Source organism: Paraburkholderia sp. BGA-UO-ETr-F21, assembly GCF_059567925.1.
The window spans coordinates 561,966-580,360 of sequence record NZ_JCAQOY010000037.1 but is presented as its reverse complement, the minus strand read 5'-3'; the positions used below and the strand labels follow the sequence as shown (position 1 = coordinate 580,360).

At 64.2% G+C, this 18,395-nt stretch carries 19 protein-coding genes; 8 read left to right on the top strand and 11 right to left on the bottom strand.

The annotated features are described in order from the left end of the window. Nucleotides 1-21: 21 nt before the first annotated feature. From AC57B1_RS26280 to AC57B1_RS26255, 6 genes are all read right to left on the bottom strand, one after another. Nucleotides 22-654, bottom strand: a complete 633-nt coding sequence (locus AC57B1_RS26280; protein WP_496419127.1) for a DUF938 domain-containing protein — start codon at nucleotides 652-654, stop codon at nucleotides 22-24. A 14-nt stretch (nucleotides 655-668) separates the two neighbouring features. After that, a complete protein-coding gene (locus tag AC57B1_RS26275; protein WP_408483158.1) occupies nucleotides 669-1,274 on the bottom strand; it encodes a pyridoxamine 5'-phosphate oxidase family protein in 606 nt (201 codons plus the stop codon). Nucleotides 1,275-1,316: 42 nt separating this feature from the next. Further along, on the bottom strand, nucleotides 1,317-2,186 hold the full coding sequence (locus AC57B1_RS26270) for an NAD-dependent protein deacetylase (protein WP_091802846.1): 870 nt from the start codon (nucleotides 2,184-2,186) through the stop codon (nucleotides 1,317-1,319). Between the two features lie 50 nt (nucleotides 2,187-2,236). Further along, complete coding sequence (locus tag AC57B1_RS26265) at nucleotides 2,237-2,461, bottom strand: oxidoreductase-like domain-containing protein (RefSeq protein WP_408299625.1); 225 nt, start codon at nucleotides 2,459-2,461, stop codon at nucleotides 2,237-2,239. A 78-nt stretch (nucleotides 2,462-2,539) separates the two neighbouring features. Beyond that, entirely contained in the window at nucleotides 2,540-3,304 is a 765-nt protein-coding gene (locus tag AC57B1_RS26260; protein ID WP_496419126.1) for an SDR family oxidoreductase, read from the bottom strand. Between the two features lie 23 nt (nucleotides 3,305-3,327). Continuing rightward, nucleotides 3,328-3,462 (bottom strand): hypothetical protein, encoded by a 135-nt coding sequence (locus AC57B1_RS26255; RefSeq protein ID WP_496419125.1) that lies wholly within the window; start codon nucleotides 3,460-3,462, stop codon nucleotides 3,328-3,330. Nucleotides 3,463-3,717: 255 nt separating this feature from the next. On the opposite strand from AC57B1_RS26255, the gene AC57B1_RS26250 reads away from it, so the two are divergent. Beyond that, nucleotides 3,718-4,575 (top strand): polysaccharide deacetylase family protein, encoded by an 858-nt coding sequence (locus AC57B1_RS26250; protein ID WP_496419124.1) that lies wholly within the window; start codon nucleotides 3,718-3,720, stop codon nucleotides 4,573-4,575. Between the two features lie 84 nt (nucleotides 4,576-4,659). On the opposite strand, the gene AC57B1_RS26245 is transcribed toward AC57B1_RS26250, so the two are convergent. Continuing rightward, nucleotides 4,660-6,072, bottom strand: a complete 1,413-nt coding sequence (locus AC57B1_RS26245) for a DUF2252 domain-containing protein (RefSeq protein ID WP_496419123.1) — start codon at nucleotides 6,070-6,072, stop codon at nucleotides 4,660-4,662. A 98-nt stretch (nucleotides 6,073-6,170) separates the two neighbouring features. Further along, a complete protein-coding gene (locus AC57B1_RS26240) occupies nucleotides 6,171-7,184 on the bottom strand; it encodes a hypothetical protein (protein ID WP_408347988.1) in 1,014 nt (337 codons plus the stop codon). Between the two features lie 421 nt (nucleotides 7,185-7,605). On the opposite strand from AC57B1_RS26240, the gene motA reads away from it, so the two are divergent. The 4 genes from motA (at nucleotide 7,606) to AC57B1_RS26220 (ending at nucleotide 10,712) form a co-directional block, all read left to right on the top strand. Further along, nucleotides 7,606-8,475 carry a flagellar motor stator protein MotA gene (motA, locus tag AC57B1_RS26235; RefSeq protein ID WP_408182281.1) on the top strand — a complete coding sequence of 290 codons (870 nt, stop codon included), beginning with the start codon at nucleotides 7,606-7,608 and terminating at the stop codon, nucleotides 8,473-8,475. Nucleotides 8,476-8,489: 14 nt separating this feature from the next. Further along, nucleotides 8,490-9,485: a flagellar motor protein MotB gene (gene motB, locus AC57B1_RS26230; protein WP_496419122.1), complete on the top strand. Its 996-nt coding sequence runs from the start codon at nucleotides 8,490-8,492 to the stop codon at nucleotides 9,483-9,485. A 90-nt stretch (nucleotides 9,486-9,575) separates the two neighbouring features. Beyond that, nucleotides 9,576-10,259, top strand: a complete 684-nt coding sequence (locus tag AC57B1_RS26225; RefSeq protein ID WP_496419121.1) for a Pr6Pr family membrane protein — start codon at nucleotides 9,576-9,578, stop codon at nucleotides 10,257-10,259. 165 nt (nucleotides 10,260-10,424) lie between these two features. Beyond that, nucleotides 10,425-10,712, top strand: coding sequence for a CsbD family protein (locus AC57B1_RS26220; protein ID WP_091802872.1), 288 nt, complete (start codon nucleotides 10,425-10,427; stop codon nucleotides 10,710-10,712). Nucleotides 10,713-10,767: 55 nt separating this feature from the next. Here AC57B1_RS26220 and AC57B1_RS26215 read toward each other — a convergent pair whose 3' ends face one another. The 3 genes from AC57B1_RS26215 to AC57B1_RS26205 all read right to left on the bottom strand — a co-directional run bounded on the left by AC57B1_RS26215 (nucleotide 10,768) and on the right by AC57B1_RS26205 (nucleotide 14,089). Further along, the gene (locus AC57B1_RS26215; protein WP_496419120.1) at nucleotides 10,768-11,580 is read right to left on the bottom strand and encodes an exodeoxyribonuclease III; all 813 of its coding nucleotides are present in this window, start codon (nucleotides 11,578-11,580) and stop codon (nucleotides 10,768-10,770) included. Nucleotides 11,581-11,604: 24 nt separating this feature from the next. Then, a complete protein-coding gene (locus tag AC57B1_RS26210; protein WP_408299612.1) occupies nucleotides 11,605-11,823 on the bottom strand; it encodes a hypothetical protein in 219 nt (72 codons plus the stop codon). Between the two features lie 142 nt (nucleotides 11,824-11,965). Then, entirely contained in the window at nucleotides 11,966-14,089 is a 2,124-nt protein-coding gene (locus AC57B1_RS26205) for a D-(-)-3-hydroxybutyrate oligomer hydrolase (RefSeq protein WP_496419119.1), read from the bottom strand. 141 nt (nucleotides 14,090-14,230) lie between these two features. On the opposite strand from AC57B1_RS26205, the gene AC57B1_RS26200 reads away from it, so the two are divergent. The 3 genes from AC57B1_RS26200 to AC57B1_RS26190 are packed head-to-tail and all read left to right on the top strand — an operon-like array spanning nucleotide 14,231 to nucleotide 18,215. Beyond that, nucleotides 14,231-14,983, top strand: a complete 753-nt coding sequence (locus tag AC57B1_RS26200; RefSeq protein ID WP_408347976.1) for a 2Fe-2S iron-sulfur cluster-binding protein — start codon at nucleotides 14,231-14,233, stop codon at nucleotides 14,981-14,983. Nucleotides 14,984-14,994: 11 nt separating this feature from the next. Next, nucleotides 14,995-15,996 carry an FAD binding domain-containing protein gene (locus AC57B1_RS26195; protein ID WP_496419118.1) on the top strand — a complete coding sequence of 334 codons (1,002 nt, stop codon included), beginning with the start codon at nucleotides 14,995-14,997 and terminating at the stop codon, nucleotides 15,994-15,996. After that, nucleotides 15,993-18,215: a xanthine dehydrogenase family protein molybdopterin-binding subunit gene (locus tag AC57B1_RS26190; protein ID WP_496419117.1), complete on the top strand. Its 2,223-nt coding sequence runs from the start codon at nucleotides 15,993-15,995 to the stop codon at nucleotides 18,213-18,215. Before AC57B1_RS26195 ends, AC57B1_RS26190 begins: the two co-directional genes overlap by 4 nt. Nucleotides 18,216-18,395: the final 180 nt, after the last annotated feature.

Genomic DNA, 18,395 nt, shown 5'->3' with positions numbered 1-18,395 from the left:
ATTCAATGCGTCGAACGTTTGTCAGACCCGCGCCGAACCCGCGCGTTTCCTCAACACCAGACTGAAATTGTTGGCCGGCATGGCGACCGGCTCGTCGCAGACGAATCCGACCGAAGCGCCCAACGCCACCACGGCCTCCATGTCGCGCACGCCCCATGCCGGGTCGCGGCCGCGCAACTGCTGATCGAACGCCTCGTTGCTCGGTGAAGTATGCGCGCCGCCGCGTTTGTAAGGACCGTAGAGATACAGCACGCCGCCCTCCACGAGACGGCGGCTCGCCCCCGCGAACAACGCCTGCGTCGCGCTCCACGGCGAGATGTGAATCATGTTGATGCAGACCACGGCGTCGAGCGTATCCACGCCCCAATCCGGCTGATGCACGTCGAGCGCGAGCGGCGCGCGCACGTTCGTGAGCCCCTCGTGCGCGATCCACGCCGCGATCGACTCGCGCGCTGTGGCATCGGCATCGCTCGGTTGCCAGTCGAGCCCGGGCATGGCGCGCGCAAAGCAGATCGCGTGCTGGCCCGTGCCGCTCGCAATTTCGAGCACGCGGCCCGAGGCCGGCAGCGCTTCGCGCAGCACGGCGAGAATCGGTTCACGGTTGCGTTCGGCGGATGGCGAACGTTGCCGCAACGCCGGATGGGAGTCTGTCATGGTCAGCTTCGGTTTCAATACAAGGCCGTGCGCACGCGTTCGGCGAGTTCGCGATCGTAGGTCGCCGCGTCGAACTGCGCACCGTTGATACGCCGATGAATCTCGCCGGCGCTCGGCAGGCGCGAGCGCTCGACGTAATGCGCCGGATCCCACAATTTCGAACGCACCAACGCTTTCGAGCAATGAAAGTAGACGCTGTCCACGTCGATCAGCAGCACGGTGCGCGGCAGTTTACCTTCGACAGCGAAACTGTCCAGCCATTGCGGATCGTCGGTAATGCGGCCGCGCCCGTTCACGCGCAAGCTCTCACCCACGCCAGGAATGATGAAAAGCAGCGCCAGACGCGGCTCAACGATGATATTGCGCAGACTGTCGAGGCGATTGTTGCCAATGCGATCCGGCAGCGCGAGCGTGCGTTCGTCGACGATACGCACAAAGCCCGGCGCGTCCCCGCGCGGCGAACAGTCGAGGCCTTCAGGGCCGGCGGTGGCGAGCACGGCGAACGGCGCGACTTCGATGAACGCGCGATAGTCTTCGTTGATAAACGAAATCTCTTTACGCACCGCGCGCTCGTGCGGCTGACCGTAGAGGGCTTCGAGCTGTGCGATCGTCGTCAACATGAATTTTCCTTTCGGGTTGCGTTCTTTTGTCGGGCCGACCGTTCAATCCAGCGCCAGCCGGCCGGCCAGCGCGGTCAACGTCTCGGCGCACGGCGCCGCGATTTTCAGCGACAGCAAAGGATCCGCGCGCGTGCGCCCCAGGTTGATCGCAACCACCGGCTTGCGCTGCTTTTGCGCCCACACGCAAAAGCGGTAGCCGGAGTAGACCATCAGCGACGAGCCGACCACGAGCACGGCGTCCGCCGCGTCGAGCGCATGCGAGGCCGCCTCCACGCGCTCCTTCGGCACGCTTTCGCCGAAGAACACCACCGCGGGCTTCAGCAGGCCGCCGCAGTTCGGGCAGGCCGGAATGCGAAACCCGCCAAGGTCGTGCCACTCGAGATGCGCGTCGCCATCCGCGGCGGTTTCGGCCGTCACGTTCAGGAGCGCGGGATTGTCCGCTTCGAGGGTCTGCTGGATCGACGCGCGCGAGTGCTGCATGCCGCAGTCCAGACACGTCACACCGTTGATACCGCCATGCAGTTCGATCACCTCGCGGCTGCCCGCCCGCTGATGCAGGCCGTCCACGTTCTGCGTGACCAGCGTCGGCACATGGCCGGCCGCTTCGAGCCGCGCGAGCGCGGTATGCGCGGCGTTCGGCTCGGCATGGGCGACCACCGGCCAGCCGACCATGCTGCGCGCCCAGTAGCGCTGGCGCATGGCCAGCGTGCCGAGAAACTCCTGCAGCGTGATGGGCGGCGAGCGTTTCCATTCGCCGTTGTCGTCGCGGTAGCCGGGAATGCCCGAGTCGGTGCTGATGCCGGCGCCGGTCAGCACGAATAGCCGCGGATAACGCTGCACGAAGCGATGCAGGTCGTCCAGCGTGTGCGATTCATTCAGGGGTTCGAGAGGCGCGGACTGAAGGTCGGTCATGACGGGGCTGGGTGAGAGCTGCGGCCTCGAGGCAAAACCTCGAGCGCCGTTCAACGGCGCGTGCGCGGCTTGCTCCGCCGCGCCGCCGTCACGTGCTGCGCTTGCCGCACTTGCTGCCGCGCCTGCCACTCGGCGAGCGCGGCTCGATAACGTTCGAGCGCTTCGTCATAGCGATCGAACACACACGGATTGCAGCCGCTATGACAACAATCGTCGAGATCGGGCGGCACGGGCGGCACCGGTTGCGGGTCGTCCTCAGGTGTGGCTCGGGGCACGGCGAAGCGGGTTCCATCGAGGCGGAAAGCGCCCAGTATAAGTTGATCCGGCGCGGCTTGCTGCTCGCGCTCCGGCCATCACCCCCGGCCGACGAACGGCATCTTGCTCGCCATGATGGTCATGAACTGCACGTTTGCCGTGAGCGGCAGTTCGGCCATGTGCAGCACGGCGTCGGCCACATGCTGAACGTCCATCAGCGGCTCGACGGCGATTTCGCCGTTGGCCTGCGGCACGCCGCGCGCCATGCGTTCGGCCATCTCGGTCGCCGCATTGCCGATGTCGATCTGCCCGCAGACAATGTCGTATTTCCGGCCGTCGAGCGACACGGCTTTCGTGAGGCCGGTGATCGCGTGCTTGGTCGCGGTATAGGCAATGCTATTGGGCCGCGGCGCATGCGCCGAGATCGAGCCGTTGTTGATGATGCGGCCGCCGCGCGGGCTCTGCGTTTTCATCAAACCGAAGGCCGCGCGCGTGCACAGGAACACGCCGGTGAGGTTGGTGTCGACCACCGAGCGCCATTCGTCGATCGAGAGCTCGTCGATATCGACGGGCGAACCATTGCGGCCCGCGTTGTTGAACAGCACGTCGAGCCGGCCGCGCCGTACGCGGATCGTGTCGAACAGGGCAGCGACGCTGTCCGCATCCGTCACGTCGCACGCCACGGCCAGCGCGTCGCCGCCGAGTTGCTGCGCTTCCTGCACGAGCGCGTCGAGCGGCGCCTGCCGGCGGCCGGCCAGCACGACGCTATAGCCGTGCTCCAGCATCTTGAGCGCGCACGCGCGGCCGATTCCGCTGCCCGCGCCCGTCACCAGCGCGACCTTCTTGATTCCCGTTCCCGTCACGGCACGTCTCCTCGTTGTGCAGATCATGCAAACTGGTTGCAGGCTTCATGAACCGCGGGATCATCCTCGCGGAACCTGCAACCCTGTACGTCGAACATCGGCGAGGTGCCGACGATCACATCATCGTCGGCCAGTTGATAGGCGCTCGTCAAACCCATCACGCCTCAAGGAAATCGTTCGCCGCGAGCCTGGCGCATCGCAATGCGCGCAGTAAAAGAGCAGATGTGCGGCTCCATCACCCAGCGGACCCGATCGTCACGAGGCACAACGTCTTTCAGCGTGCTTTCACATTTTACCGTTCCTGTCGGCGGGCACGTCGAGGCGCGCATCAATGGTATCGTTTGCTGTTGCGCGTCGCGCGCGCGATGCAAGGCCTTCGCAGGACGAAGGAAGGAAGACAGGAAGCACGCTTGATGAAAGAACTCTCCACGCCGCCGCATGGCGCCCACCACACGCCGCCGCGCCGCTGGCCGCGCACCGGTTATCCCGCGATGCTCACGGCCACCGCCGCATGGCACGTTTTCGTGCTGGCCGGATGGCTGCTCGCGCCCGCCGCATGGCCCTGGTGGCTCGCCGCGATCTTTGTGAATCACGCCATTTTCACGGTGGCCGGACTGCTGCCGCGCACCACGCTGCTCGGCCCGAACTGGACGCGCCTGCCCGCTACCCCGCGCAACGCCGACGCGATCGCGCTGACCATCGACGACGGTCCGGACCCGGTCGTCACGCCGCAAGTGCTCGATCTGCTCGACGCCTTCGGCGTGCGCGCCACCTTCTTCTGTATCGGCGCCGAGGCGCAGCGCTACCCGGCGCTCACGCGGGAGATCGTCGCGCGCGGCCATGCGCTCGAAAACCACTCGCAGGTTCACGTACACACGTTTTCCGTGACGTTTCCGGGCGCGCTCACGCGTGAGATCGATGCCGCACAGTGCACGCTCGAAACATTGAGCGGCGAGCGTCCGATGTTTTTCCGCGCACCGGCCGGCCTGCGCAACATCTTTCTCGAACCGGTCTTGCGCAAGCTCGACCTGCGCCTCGCGGCGTGGACGCGGCGTGGCTACGACACGCGCGAGCGCGATCCGCACGTGGTGACGCGGCGCCTGCTCGACGGTCTCGCGCCGCGGGACATTCTCCTGCTGCACGATGGCAACGCAGCCCTCACCGCCGACGGCACGCCATTGATCCTCGCGGTGTTGCCGAGTGTGATCGGCGCAGCGCGGCAGCGACAGCTGCGTTTCGTGACATTGCGCGAGGCGCGTGCCGACGGCTGAGTCTGCGTTTCGTGACGTTGCGGAGGCGCCGCACGGCCCGCCCGCCACCCAGCCCGGCGAGCCGCGCGATCGCAAACGCATCCGCTATACGCGGAAATCCGCCGCCATATCCTCGTCCGTGCGCGCTTCCAGCTCGCCGCCGCGGCATGCCTTCAGGAACACGTCGTAGTCGCGTTCCACCTGGTCCGCGTAGACCATCGCGTAGCCGGTGAGCGCTTCCGCGAACTGATCGCCGCGGCCGATATACGCGCTCACTTCGATTGCCTGCCCGCTCGCCTTGGCATGCGCCCGCGCCATGATCCAGCCGCATAAGCGCGCATAACCATCCAGCAGGTCGGAGTCGAACAACTCGATGTTTGCCGACAGCTTCATGTCGCGCAACTGACGAAAGTAGAAATGCCGCCCGAGCGGTCCCGTCGCCCAGCCGAGAAAGATATCGCTAGCGGCCTGCAGCATGCGTTGCCCCTGCACGACGCGTTCGCCCTCGTGCTTGATGGCCGGCGACTTGTAGAACTGCGCGATCACCGAGGGTCGCGCCTCCTTGATTTGCAGGAATAGCGGCTTGCCCATGTGATCGACCAGCAGCATCACCATGCAGCGCGTGCCGACACTGCCGACGCCGACCACTTTGAACACGAGGTCCTGCATGGTGAAATGGCCCAGCAGTTCGCGCCGGTCGTGCGACAGCGTTTTCTCGTATTCGCCCCACATGCGTTCGACCATCTTGCGCCAGTTCCCGCTTCTGAATGCTTCGGTCTCTTCCGGCGTGAACAGGGTGTTGGCGCCGAGCACGTGGAACAGAGCCGGCGGCGCGTCGCGAATGGTCCAGTGATCGCCGTCGTGCTCCGCCATTTTCTCGAGCAGATTTTCGTGCGTCCGGCTCGCGGCCTTTTCCATGCCGCGCCGCACGGTGCGGCGGCGTTCGGGCGTCAAGGCGGTTTCCGCCATCAACTCGAAGCTGATGCGGTCGTACCAGAGTTCGAGCGCACCGCATTGCGCATAATGTGCCATGCGGTCACGATATTCGGTGACCGCCGTCATCACCAGACTTTCCGCCGTGCCCCGGCTCAGACGCATATGACGCGCGGCGACGACGAGGCTCGCGGTCAGTCGTTTCAGGTCCCATTCGAACGGTCCGACCGACACCTCGTCGAAGTCGTTCAGATCGAAGATGAGTTGCCGCTCGGGCGTGGCGAAACCGCCAAAATTCATCAGATGCCCGTCGCCGCAGATCGGCATGGTCAGGCCCGTGTCGCTCACTTTGCTGAGATCGTGCGCCTGCAGGATCGCGGTGCCGCGAAAAAACGCGAAAGGCGAGGCGGCCATGCGTCCGTAGCGCAGCGGCACGAGGTTGTGCACTCTGCCCTCGCTGCTTTGCTTGAGCAACTCGATCGGATTGCGATGCAGTTCGCCTACCGCTTTATGGCTTGAACGTTTCGAGTGCTCACGGGCGGCGCGGCCCCGGGCCTCCCGCTCGGCGATGGTGCTGGCTTTCATGCTGTTCTCCGTTTTTCCGAGTCTTGACTTGCGGTTCGAGAGACTGCTTCTGCTTGCATGACAACACTTGACGCCTGGCGCGTGGGCCTTCACCCAATTCACCAACGATAGCCCAGCCCGCCGAAAATCACATCCGAATCGCGATCATAGCGGGTCACGACGCGGTTCCATTCGAGCCGCGCGTCCCAATGGTCGCTTAGACGATACGAGCCCGCAATCGTGACGAGACCGGAGAACTTGCCCGCGCCCGGCCCAGGTGATGCGCTGTTTTCGTTCTCGTTGATCGCGTAGTAGGCGCCGAGGCCGAGCGCGAGCGCAACCTTGTCGTTGAGAAACGCGCGGGTGGCCCATAACTGGCTGGTGAAACCGTCGCGGCGCGCCACCTTGCTGCTGCCTTCGTGGAGATAGCCGACCGTGACGTCGAGATACTTCGCGAGGCCGCGCCGGTACTCGATTGCGCCGCCGAACGCGCTCGGCGAACTGGTCGAATTGACGATGGTTTTGCCGAGATACACCGCCACTTCGTTATTAGTGACCTTGTGCGTGCTGCCGCTCGCCCAGTCGCGCGGACCGGGCGAGTCCGGGGCGTCGAGCTGATAGCCGACGCCGAACATCACGCTGGTCGCATCCGGCCCACGCTGAACGTGCACGCGATTCAACTGGAGCTGCGTGATCCACCGGCTCGACGCGTAGTATGCGGCGCGCACGCTGTACACCACGCCCCAGCCGTGAGTGTCGGAATAACTGCCGCCTTCCACGGCGGTGGTCGTATCGAAGTAACGGTAAGGGCCGACGCCCGCTTGTAGAACGAATTGCGGGTTGCCCACGGGAATGCGCCCCCACAACTGGATCATCTGACCGTCGCGATGGTGGTTCGGAATATGCCCTTCGTTAAGCCACGTGAAACTGCCGGCGAAGTATTGACCCAGGCCTTCCTGATAGTTGAAGGCCCACGTATAGGTGTTCGTGCTGCCCGCACGCGAGCCGCCACCGAACAGCGAAAACTCCTGGGCATGACCGAGGGTAGAGATGAATAGCAAACTCACGCCTGTGATACAGGCCGCCGCCTTGGGAATCAGTCGACTTTGAACAGTAGATTCTGGTTTTCGCATGCGGCATTCCCTTCCCGGTTGAGTCATTGGCACTGCCGGTGTCAGTTGCCGACGGGAGCGTGACGCGACAGGGCGCCGCCTTGACGGCCGTCGGGACAAATCGATCGTCATGCTACCAGAGCGATCGGTAAAAAGTTACCTATCAGTGAATAGCAGCGGCATCTTGACTCGGTTTGTGGCTGGACCGGAAAAACACGAATTGCAATCCGAAAATCGCAAAATGCGGACAGATTTACCGGCCCATATCAAGAACTAACCGATTGGTGAATTTATTTCGCACTTTAAGCAGATCAGCACTTCAGCATCACCGGATTCAGCCGTTTACCGGTACATACGGAAGATTTGTGACGCGCGAGAAAAGCCTTTGAAATAAGGGCTTTTCTAATCGAACGCGGGGCAGCGCAAGATAATCGGAGAAAGTATGTTTGTTGCAATCGGCTGGGTTTTAGTGATCGGTTCGGTGATTGGCAGTTTTATCGGCGTGGGCGGCCATCTGCCGGCGCTGATTCAACCGTTCGAACTACTGTGCATCTTCGGCGCGGCAATCGGCGCGTTTGTCGTGAGCAATCCGACTTCCACACTGAAGAAAACCCTCAAGGCGATTCCGTCATGCTTCAAGGGCGGTGGCTACACCAAGGAGAAATATCTCGAGCTGATCGCATTGCTTTACGAGTTGCTCCAGAAGGCGCGCAAGGAAGGCATGATGTCGCTCGAAGTCGACGTGGGCGCACCCGAAGAAAGCGTGCTTTTCCAGAAGTATCCGCATGTGCTCGAGGACCATCATCTGCTCGACTTCATCGTCGACTATCTGCGCATGATGTCCGGCGGCAATGTGAACGTGCTCGAAGTGCAGGATCTGATGGACGAGGAACTGGCCACGCATCACGCGGAATCGACCGTCGCGGCCAACGCCATTCAGAAAATGGCGGACGGCCTGCCCGCCTTCGGTATCGTCGCCGCGGTCATGGGCGTGGTTCACACCATGGGTTCGGTTGGCGCGCCGCCCGCCGTGCTCGGCGAAATGATTGCAGGCGCGCTGGTCGGCACGTTCCTCGGCATTCTGCTCGCGTATGGCTTTATCGGCCCGCTGGCCGATCTGCTCAACGCCAAAGGCCGCGCCGAAGCCAAACCGTATCAGTGCGTGAAAGCCGTGCTGCTCGCATCGCTGTCCGGCTACGCGCCGCCGATCGCCGTCGAATTCGGCCGCAAGGTGCTGTTCACCGCCGACCGCCCGAGCTTCCAGGAACTCGACGACGCCGTGCGCGCCACCAAGATGCCGAAGTCGGCCTGACGCGGAGCGGCATGATGAGCGAAAGAAAATCGCGGGCGTCACGGGAGGAGCAGGCGCCGGCGCCGGTGATCGTGCGCCGCTCGAGAAGAGGCGAAGATCATGGCGGCCATCACGGTGGCGCATGGAAAATCGCGTACGCCGATTTCGTCACCGCAATGATGGCGTTCTTCCTGCTGATGTGGCTGCTCGGCTCCACGTCGAAGTACGACAAGCAGGGTATCGAGGATTATTTCAACACGCCGCTGTCGAGCCTGCTCGGCGGCAACGAAGGCACGGCTGCGGCGCGTCCGAGCGTGGTGCAGGGCGGCGGCCGCGACATCTCCGAGACACGGCCCGGCGACGGCAGGAAGAGCCAGACCGAGACCCAACCCGCACCGTCCGCGACCGTCGCGCCGACCGTGGCGCCATCCGACGCGGCGCGCCTCGAACAACTGAAGGCGAAGCTCACCACGCTGATCGAACAGAGCCCCGCGTTGAAGGCGTTCAAGGATCAGATCCGCATCTCGATCACGAATGAAGGGCTGCGTATCGAGATCGTCGATTCGCAGAACCGGCCCATGTTTCCTTCCGGCAGCTCGAAGCTGCAACCTTATGCGGTAACGATCCTCACGCAGATCGGCGCCGCGCTCAACGACGTCGACAACCGCATTTCGATCGCCGGCCATACGGATGCGGTGCCCTACACGGCGGGACCGGAGGGCTACTCGAACTGGGAACTGTCGTCCGAACGCGCCAACGCCGCGCGCCGCTCGCTCGTTGCCGGTGGCATGCATGGCGAAAAGCTGCTGCAGGTGCGCGGACTGGCGGACGTCTTGCCGCTGAACAGCAATGTCGCCGATGAGCCGACCAACCGGCGCATCAGCATTCTGGTCCTGAACAAGGCCGCCGAATTGGCATTTTTCCACGATGGCGGGCGCACCGCGATCGACGAAGCCGTTCCGGCGAGTTCAGCCATTCCCGCAGTAGTGGAACGCCTGAAGCCTGTGACCGGTTCGCGTAGCACGCCGTAGTATTTCTTCTGCCTCGCGCCTGATCGATGCGGCGCGTGCGCTCGGTCACGCACACTGCAAAGCCCATGCAGTGTGTATAAAATCGAACGCATGCGCCCTGCCCCTTCCGAGCACCGGGAGCCCGAGCTTCCGCTGCATACGCCAAGTGTTTCGTCGGTGACGCTGGCGGCGATCATCGCCGTCATTGCGTGGATCTCGATCGTCGCGCAAGCTGACGTCACGATCGACCGCACGCTCGCGCGCGGGTTGACCGTGCTCGACGGCATCTCCCGCATGAGCAGTTATCTCACCAATCTGACGGCGCTCGCCTGCGCGATCTGTTTTACCTGCGTGGCGTTACGCGGGCACAGATCGGCGCCCGCGCGGTTTTTCCGGCAACCTACCGTCGTCACCGCGGTGGTGGTGTACATGGTGTTTGTCGGCATTGCGTACAACCTGCTGCTGCGAGGTTACTGGACGCCCACGGCATTCCGGCTGCTGCTCAACGAATCGCTTCACAGCGTCTTGCCCATGCTGGCCGCGCTGTACTGGGTGCTGTTCGTGCCGCGCTTTCATTTGCGGCTGCGGCATTGTCTGTTGTGGCTGGTCTATCCGCTGGCCTATCTCGGCGTCACTTTCTGGCGCGGGAGCCTGTCGGATTTCTATCCCTATCCGTTCATCAACGTCGAGACGCTCGGAATCCGGCACGTCGTGGTGAATTCGGCGCTGCTGTTCGGCGGCTTTCTGATGCTGATGGCCGTCTTCGTGGGCATCAATTCCAGACGGCGGCGCTGACGCGTTCCCGCTTCGTCGGCTCTGCTTTTTCCCGGGCGCGCTTCTTGCGCCTTGTCTGGTGGACGTAAGCCGTGCCTCTCAGGGCGGCGTGCGCGAAACCCCGGTGTGCAGGTGTTGCGATTCGCGATGGCTCACACGTAAATATGACAATGGGAGCAAAAACGTATGGACACCAATTCGGCAGCGAACAAAGTGGAAGGCGCAGTCAAGGAAGTCGCGGGGAAGGTTCAGGGCGCGGCTGGCGATGTACTGGGCGATACCGGCACCCAACTGGCCGGCAAAGCCAAAGAACTGAGCGGCAAGGCCCAGCAACTGTGCGCGAGCACCACGAGCCTCGTGCGTGAAACGACGGCGGAAAGTCCGTTCACGGCGATCGCGGTGGTGGCGCTCGCCGGTTTCGTAGCGGGCGCGCTGTGGGCGCACGGCGCCGCTGAGCGCGACTATCGCCGTTGATTATCGACGCGTTTGATCACCGGGCGATCGGCTTCTGTCGATCGCCCGTTTCGCTTCATGCGCTGCTTTTCTTGCGGCGTCCCGCACCCATGTCAAGTTCGACCCACGCGGGCGCGTGATCGCTTGCGTGCGGCTCGCCACGCACCCACCGATCGACACCCGCATCGCGCAAGCGCGGCGCGAGGTCGGCGCTCAGCAGCAGATGGTCGATACGCAAGCCGGAGTTGGTGTCCCAGTGGCGGCGAAAATAATCCCAGAAGGTATAGATCCGTTCTCCGCCGAATTGCGTTCGCAATGCGTCGGTCCAGCCTTGCGCGAGCAATCGCTGATAACGTTCGCGGCTCTCGGGTTGCAGCAGCGCGTCTTTCAGCCAGGAGCGCGGGTTGTAGATGTCTTCGTCGGTCGGCACCACGTTGAAGTCGCCTGCCAGCACCACTGGATGACCGCTCTTGTAGAGGTTCGCCGCGTGCTTGATCAGATGATCGAACCACGCCAGCTTGTAGTCGAATTTGGGGCCGGGCTGGGGATTGCCGTTGGGGAGATAGAGGCATGCCACCAGCACGCCGCCAATCGCGGCTTCGAGATACCGGCTATGGGTGTCCGCCTCGAAACCCGGCAGGCCGCGGCGGCTCTCCAGCGGCGCCGCGCCTTTCGACAGGATCGCCACGCCGTTCCATGCGCTTTGCCCTTGCCAGATCGCCCCATAACCTGCATCGCGCAGCTGCTCGGCGGGAAACGCGCTGTCCACCGCCTTGAGTTCCTGCAGGCAGACAATGTCGGGCGTCTCGCGTTCGAGCCATTGCAACAGCGCCGGCAGGCGCGAGCGAATTCCGTTGATGTTGAAGGTCGCGATTCGAAGCCTGGCCACGACGTGTCCTCTCTGCAATGCGCGTTATTGCGCCGCCGCGTCGCACCATTCCATTGCGTAGGACTTCGCGCATGAAATGGCGTCGGCTTCACTGGAAAAGGCGTCGATGTCGCCGGAATCGTGCGACCGGACGTGTTCGTTTTTCTGCGGCACGTGAGTGATCTTCGCTCTCGCGTGGTAAAGGCCGTCTTCCGCGTGGCGGGCGCGGCAATCGATATGAAAATGCCTGTAGTCGAACTGCATTCGTTCTCCTTTGAACACGCTTCACTTCACCTGCCATAGCATCGCTTATACCCGGGCGGGCTTGCTCGCGAGCAGCGATTCGCGCAGGCCGGCTCGCGCGCGTGACGGCCGCCGCGAGCCGGTGCATTCAGCTATGCGCGATTCAGTTCGGCACGTTCACCGCGCCATTGCTCACCGTAATCGCGTTGACGCCGGGGCTCGCCGCGATCGCCGGCAGATTGGCCGTGGTCAGTTGCGGCGCGGCGCCCGGCGAGCCGCCACGCGGTATGGTATGAATCACCTGAGACGGCGGCAATGGCGTGCCGTTTTTCAGATGGCTCCACATCAGATTGAGCGCCTGAATGTTGTAGTAATGCAGCGGCACGAAGCGTGAATCGAAACCCGCCACGCCGAGGAACGCATCGAAATGCTGGGCGTTCGTCACTTCATAGAACGATAGCTTGCTCGCGCCGCCTTCGCTCAGCTGGTTCAAGCCGAGATACGGCCGCGACGCGTGGTTGATCGGCACCAGCGCATCCGCGCGACCCTGCACGATGATGGCGGGCTTGCCATGCAGGTTCGCATTCACACGAATGGCTTCGACGCTGCCAGTCAGCGTACCGTTGGTCCACAGCGTGCGCAGACAGGAGGCCCCCGCAAAGCTGCCGTCGGCGCTCGCCAGCCGATGGTCCGCCGCGCCTGCGCCCGGGTTGAAGACGAGGTTGATGCCGTTGGTCGGAGGCACGCCGTTGCCATTGCCGAACACCGTGAGCATCGGCGACACCGCAGGCGTCACGCCGGCCGCTCCCGCCGCGCTCGTCGTGCCGAAGCTGAACGCGCAGAGGTTGGCGGTCACGCTCGCTTTCGCGTACGCATCCGCATAGGTCACGGCAACGGCCGGCACCGCCTGCGAGTCCCACATGGGCGCTTGCAGCACGTCGGAGTCGGTCTGATAGCCGTTTTGATGCAGGAGCGCGAGCGCGTTGATCGCCTGGGTCGTCGTATTCGTGCCCGTGATCACACCCGCGCTCGCCAGCGACGTGCATCGCGCGGTGCGAATCGACGTGGTGGTGGCGAGCGGCAACGCCGTCAGATATGGCGCGCCGGCCGCGGCGGGCGCGAGTGCCGCGCACGGTTGCAGCATATTGGCGAGCGTCATGTAGTCGGCGAGCGGCTTGCCGAATGCGCCGACCGGCACGCCGCCCTGCGCCACCGAGACCTGCGCGGGCAGCCGCAAATTGATCTGCGGCTCGCCCACGACCACCGCGGTGATCCAGCCGGACGTGTCCTGTTCCGCCGCCGCGAGCGACGCGCCGCCGCCGTTGCTCACCGAAGCCGCGATGGTCGTGATGCTGCCGTTCTCGTAGCGCACGTTGCGGGTCGCTCCGTTGAGCGTGCCATACGAGTCGTTGAGCGCCCAATACGCGAACTGGATCGCCTGCAAGGTATTCTTGCCCCAGTCCTTCTCCGGATTCTGCTGCGAGTGCGCGTGCTTGAATGCGTAGCGATTCGGGAACTGGTTGTTGTAAGTCGCGAGATCGGTATTGCCGAGGTTGGCCGTGAAGAAACTGTTCTTGCCCGCCGCAGTGGCATCCTGCAACGTGCCGTCGATCAGCGTAACCCGATTGGAAGACAGCTCATGCGCGCCGTTGCCGCTGCCTTTATCGTTGTAGGCCACCGCGCAACCGCGCTTGAGGCCCCACTCGCCGGCCGCCGAAATCGCGCCGTACACGCCGCGCGAACCGGATGACGTAGCCGCGACAATGCACGGCTGATCCGGATTGAAGCTCGCCGGAATCTGCACCAGCATGGTGACGTTCTGCGTGCCGCTGCCGTCGTCGGCGAAGGCGAGATATTCCTTGCCGGCGATCTTGCCCTCGCCGAGCGTGTCGTTGCCGTTCAGGTCGACATTGGGTCCCCAGAAACGTCCATAGCCCCCGTTCGCGGTCATGTCCACGAGCGCGCGATAGTTCGCCCAGATAGCGAGGCGGCGCAGTTCGGCGGCCGTCGGTTGCGCAGCGTTGGCAATGGCCGGCGCCGTGGCCGAAGCGAGGCCGGTCTTGCCGAGGCCCGCGGTGAGCAGGTCGTCGGTATTGCCGTCGTAGGACTGGGTTCTTACCGAGGCACTGGCGATAAAGCTCGGCAGCGTGTTCGTTGGCGGCGGCGAATTGACTTCATCGCTGCCGTGGCATGCGCTCAACACGACCGTCACGGCCACCAAGGGGACCAGGGTTCGTACCAGCGGCACGGGTCTCGACGCGGACTTGAATCGGGGCATTACTGTCATTGGCTGTCTCCGATATTTGCTAATACCGTTGTGTATGCAACGGCACCGAAATTGCTGCGTGATGTCCAATGGATCGCGACGCTTCGGATACCGACGCATCGCTAGCCTGCATCGACCTTTCAACGGAGTCAACAGAACGTCATGTCCACGCATAACGAATGTCAGGATCCGAGTGACGAGTCAGCCGCCACCCCACCCCAACCTTCACGCCGCCGCTTCCTTCAATCGGCCGCCGCTGCCGCCACGATCGGCGCGGCGCCGCATCTGCGCGCGCAAACCCAAACCCCTGCCGCACCGCCGGTCCAGGCTCGTCAAGCCGTACCGCCGCGCCCGGTCACGTTGACCGTAAACGGCCGCCCGTACACCCTGCAACTCGAGCCGCGCGTGACTCTGCTCGATGCACTGCGCGAATACGCGGGCCTGATGGGCACGAAGAAAGGCTGCGATCGAGGACAATGCGGCGCCTGCACGGTGCTCGCCGATGGCCGCCGCATCAACGCCTGTTTGACGCTTGCCGTGATGCACGAGGGCGAGACCATCACCACGGTCGAAGGGCTGGCCAGCAATGGCGCATTGAGTCCGATGCAGCGCGCGTTCATCGAACACGACGCCTTTCAGTGCGGTTACTGTACGCCCGGGCAGTTGTGCTCAGCGACCGCCCTGCTGAATGAATTTCGTACCGGCACGGCAAGCACCGTCACGGCTGATGTCCGCAGCCGTCCCGCACAACTCTCCGATGATGAGATCCGCGAACGCATGAGCGGCAATATTTGCCGCTGCGGCGCATACGCGAACATCGTGGCCGCCGTGCGCGCGGTGCATGAAGGCGGCGGCCAGAACAGCAATGCTGCGGGCACCGACACGATGGGCAGCGGCAACAGCCGCAACGCCTGAGGAGCGACAGCATGGATGCGATCTCTTACGAACGCGCCGGCGACGTCGCCGGTGCAGTGCGGGCGGCGCAGCAGCCGGGCGCGGTGTTCATCGGCGGCGGCACCAACCTGCTCGATCTGATGAAGGGCGGCGTAGCGCGGCCGGTGCGGCTGATCGATATCACGCATATCAGCGGTCTCGACACGGTCACGACACTGCCCGATGGCGGCATCCGCATCGGCGCGCTGGTACGCAATAGCGATGCCGCCAACCACGCGCTGGTGCGCGAACAATACCCGTTGCTCACGCAAGCATTTTTGTCGGGCGCGTCGTCGCAGTTGCGCAATATGGCGACCGTAGGCGGCAATCTGCTGCAACGCACCCGTTGCGGCTACTTCTACGACACGGCCTTCACGCAGTGCAACAAGCGCATGCCGGGCAGCGGCTGCGCGGCGCTCGACGGTCACAATCGCACGCATGCGATTCTCGGGGCGAGTCCCCATTGCATCGCGGTAAATCCGTCGGATATGAGCGTGGCGCTGGCCGCGCTCGACGCCGTGGTGCGCGTGAGCGGTCCCGCGGGCGAGCGGATCATTGCGTTCGCCGATTTCCACCGGCTGCCTGGCGAGCGGCCCGATGTCGATACGACCTTGCAGCCTGGCGAACTGATTACCGCCGTCGATCTGCCGCCGCCGCTCTTCAGCGCAAACTCCCACTACCTCAAAGTGCGTGACCGCGCCAGTTACGCATTCGCGCTGGTTTCGGTTGCCGCCGCATTGCAGATGGACGGCGACCGCGTGCGGACCGCGCGTATCGCGTTAGGCGGCGTGGCACACAAGCCGTGGCGCGCGAGCGCGGCGGAGCAGATGCTCAATGGCCAGCCGCTCACGCAAGCCACGCTGAAGAACGCCGCCTCGGCCGCATTGCGCGAGGCCCGGCCGCAACACGACAATCGCTTCAAGGTGCAGCTCGCGCAGCGCGCGATCGTGCGCGCAGTGAATCAGGCCGCCGGCCACGCGGGAGGTGTCGCATGAATCTGATCGGTCAACCGTTCGACCGCACCGACGGTCTGCTCAAAGTCACCGGCGAAGCGCGCTATGCCGCCGAATTTCCCGAGGCGCGTCTTGCGCATGCGGTGCTCGTCACGAGCACGATCGCGCGCGGCACCATTGCCTCGATCGACGCGAGCCGCGCACAGGCGCTGCCCGGCGTGCTGCTCGTCATGACGTATCAGAACGCGCCGCGCTTGCCCAATGGCGGCAAGCCCGCGCTGGCACCACTGGCCGGCCGCCGCCTGTCGCTGCTTCAGGACAACGAGGTTCATTACAGCAACGAGCCGGTTGCCGTGGTGGTGGCCGACACGCTCGAACATGCCACCGACGCCGCGCGCCAGTTGCGCATCACCTATCAGAGCGGCGCCGCGGTCACGGACTTCGCGCAAGCCAAACCGAACGCGCACGCACCCGACAGGCCGCAAGGCCGGCAAACCGACACGCAACGCGGCAGCTTCGACGACGGCATGCAAAGCGGCACGGTGCACGTCAACGCGACCTACACCACGCCGATCGAACATCACAACCCGATGGAGCCGCACGCCACGATGGCGCGCTGGGACGGTCCGCAGCTCACGCTCTACGATTCGACCCAAGGCGTCAGCAGCGCGGCGCAGGCGATCGCGAAGACGCTCGGCATGTCACCCGCCGACGTGCGCGTGATTTCGCCGTTCGTCGGCGGCGGTTTCGGTTGCAAGGGCTCGTCGTGGTCGCATGTGTCGTTGTGCGCGATGGCGGCGAAACAGACCGGGCGCCCCGTGCGGCTCGTGCTCGAACGGCCGCAGATGTTCGGCCCGGTCGGCGCGCGTCCGCACACCGAGCAGCACTTCGTGCTCGCGGCGCGACGCGACGGCACACTGACCGCGATGCGTCACGACAGCCTCTCGAACACCTCGGTGATCGAAGACTGGACCGAGACCTGCTGCATGGTCACGCGCATGCTGTACGCGGTACCCAATCAGGTGACCACGCACCGCATCGTGCCGCTCAATCTCGGCACGCCGACCTTCATGCGCGCGCCGGGCGAAACGACCGGGTCGTTCGCGCTCGAGTCCGCGATGGACGAACTCGCCGTCGCCTTGCACATGGACCCGCTCGCGCTGCGCCTGAAGAATTACGCCGAGGCCGATCCGCAGGAAAACAAGCCGTGGTCGGGCAAGTCCTTGCGCGAGTGTTATCAGATCGGCGCCGAGAAATTCGGCTGGTCGCGGCGCACGAGGGAGCCTCGCTCGATGCGCAACGGCGGCACGCTGATCGGCATGGGCATGGCCACCGCGACCTATCCGGCCAATCGCAGCGAAGCCAGCGCCATTGCGCGGATCTTGCCCGACGGCACTGCGATGGTCGCATCCGGCACGCAGGATATCGGCACCGGCACCTACACCGTGATGACCCAGGTGGCCGCGGACGCGCTTGGCTTCGCACCGGAAAACATCCACTTCGCGCTCGGCGATTCGTCCTTGCCGCGAGCGCCGGTGTCTGGCGGATCGCAATCGGCGGCGAGCGTTTCACCTGCCGTGCGCGACGCGGCGAGCCAGGCGCGCAGCCAGTTGATCGCGCTGGCGCTCGCCGATCAGGCTTCGCCCGTGCACGGCATCGCGCTCGACGACATCACCGTGGAAAACGGCTGGGTGACGAGCCGCTCGCAACCGGGCAAACGCGATCCGGCGGCGGCGATCATCGCGCGCTCGGGCGGCAAGCCGATCGAGGCGATCGCGACCGTCAAGCCCGGCGACGAAAAACAGAGGTACTCGTTTCACTCGTTCGGTGCGGTATTCGTGGAGGTGCATGTGGATGCCGACCTCGGCACGATCCGGGTGCCGCGCGTGGTGGCTGTGTACGACGTGGGACGCGTGCTCAACCAGAAGACGGCGCGCAGCCAGTTGATGGGCGGCATCGTGTGGGGTGTCGGGGCGGCGCTGCAGGAAGAGACTTCAGTCGACACGCGCTATGGCCGCTTCACCAATGCGAATCTCGCGGAATATCACGTGCCGGTGAATGCCGATATCGGTTCGCTCGACATTACCTTTATCGACCGGCCGGATCCGTATATCAACTCGCTCGGGGTACGCGGCATCGGCGAGATCGGCATTACGGGCGTGCCGGCGGCGATTGCGAACGCGGTGTATCACGCCACCGGCGTGCGCGTGCGCGATCTGCCCATTACGCTGGACAAGGTGATGGGCACGATGCAGGTGTGATGCGTGGGCGTTTGCGTTCACGTTGGCCGGTAGGTTCGCGTCCGCCGTTACGTTCGCATACGCCGATGCGTTTCATGGTGACGCCGATTCGTTTCGATCGACGTCGCTAAGTTATGCAAACGCATCGCGATATCGAACAGCAAGCGCCATGCATACGCATTGGCGCTTGCCTACGGCTGC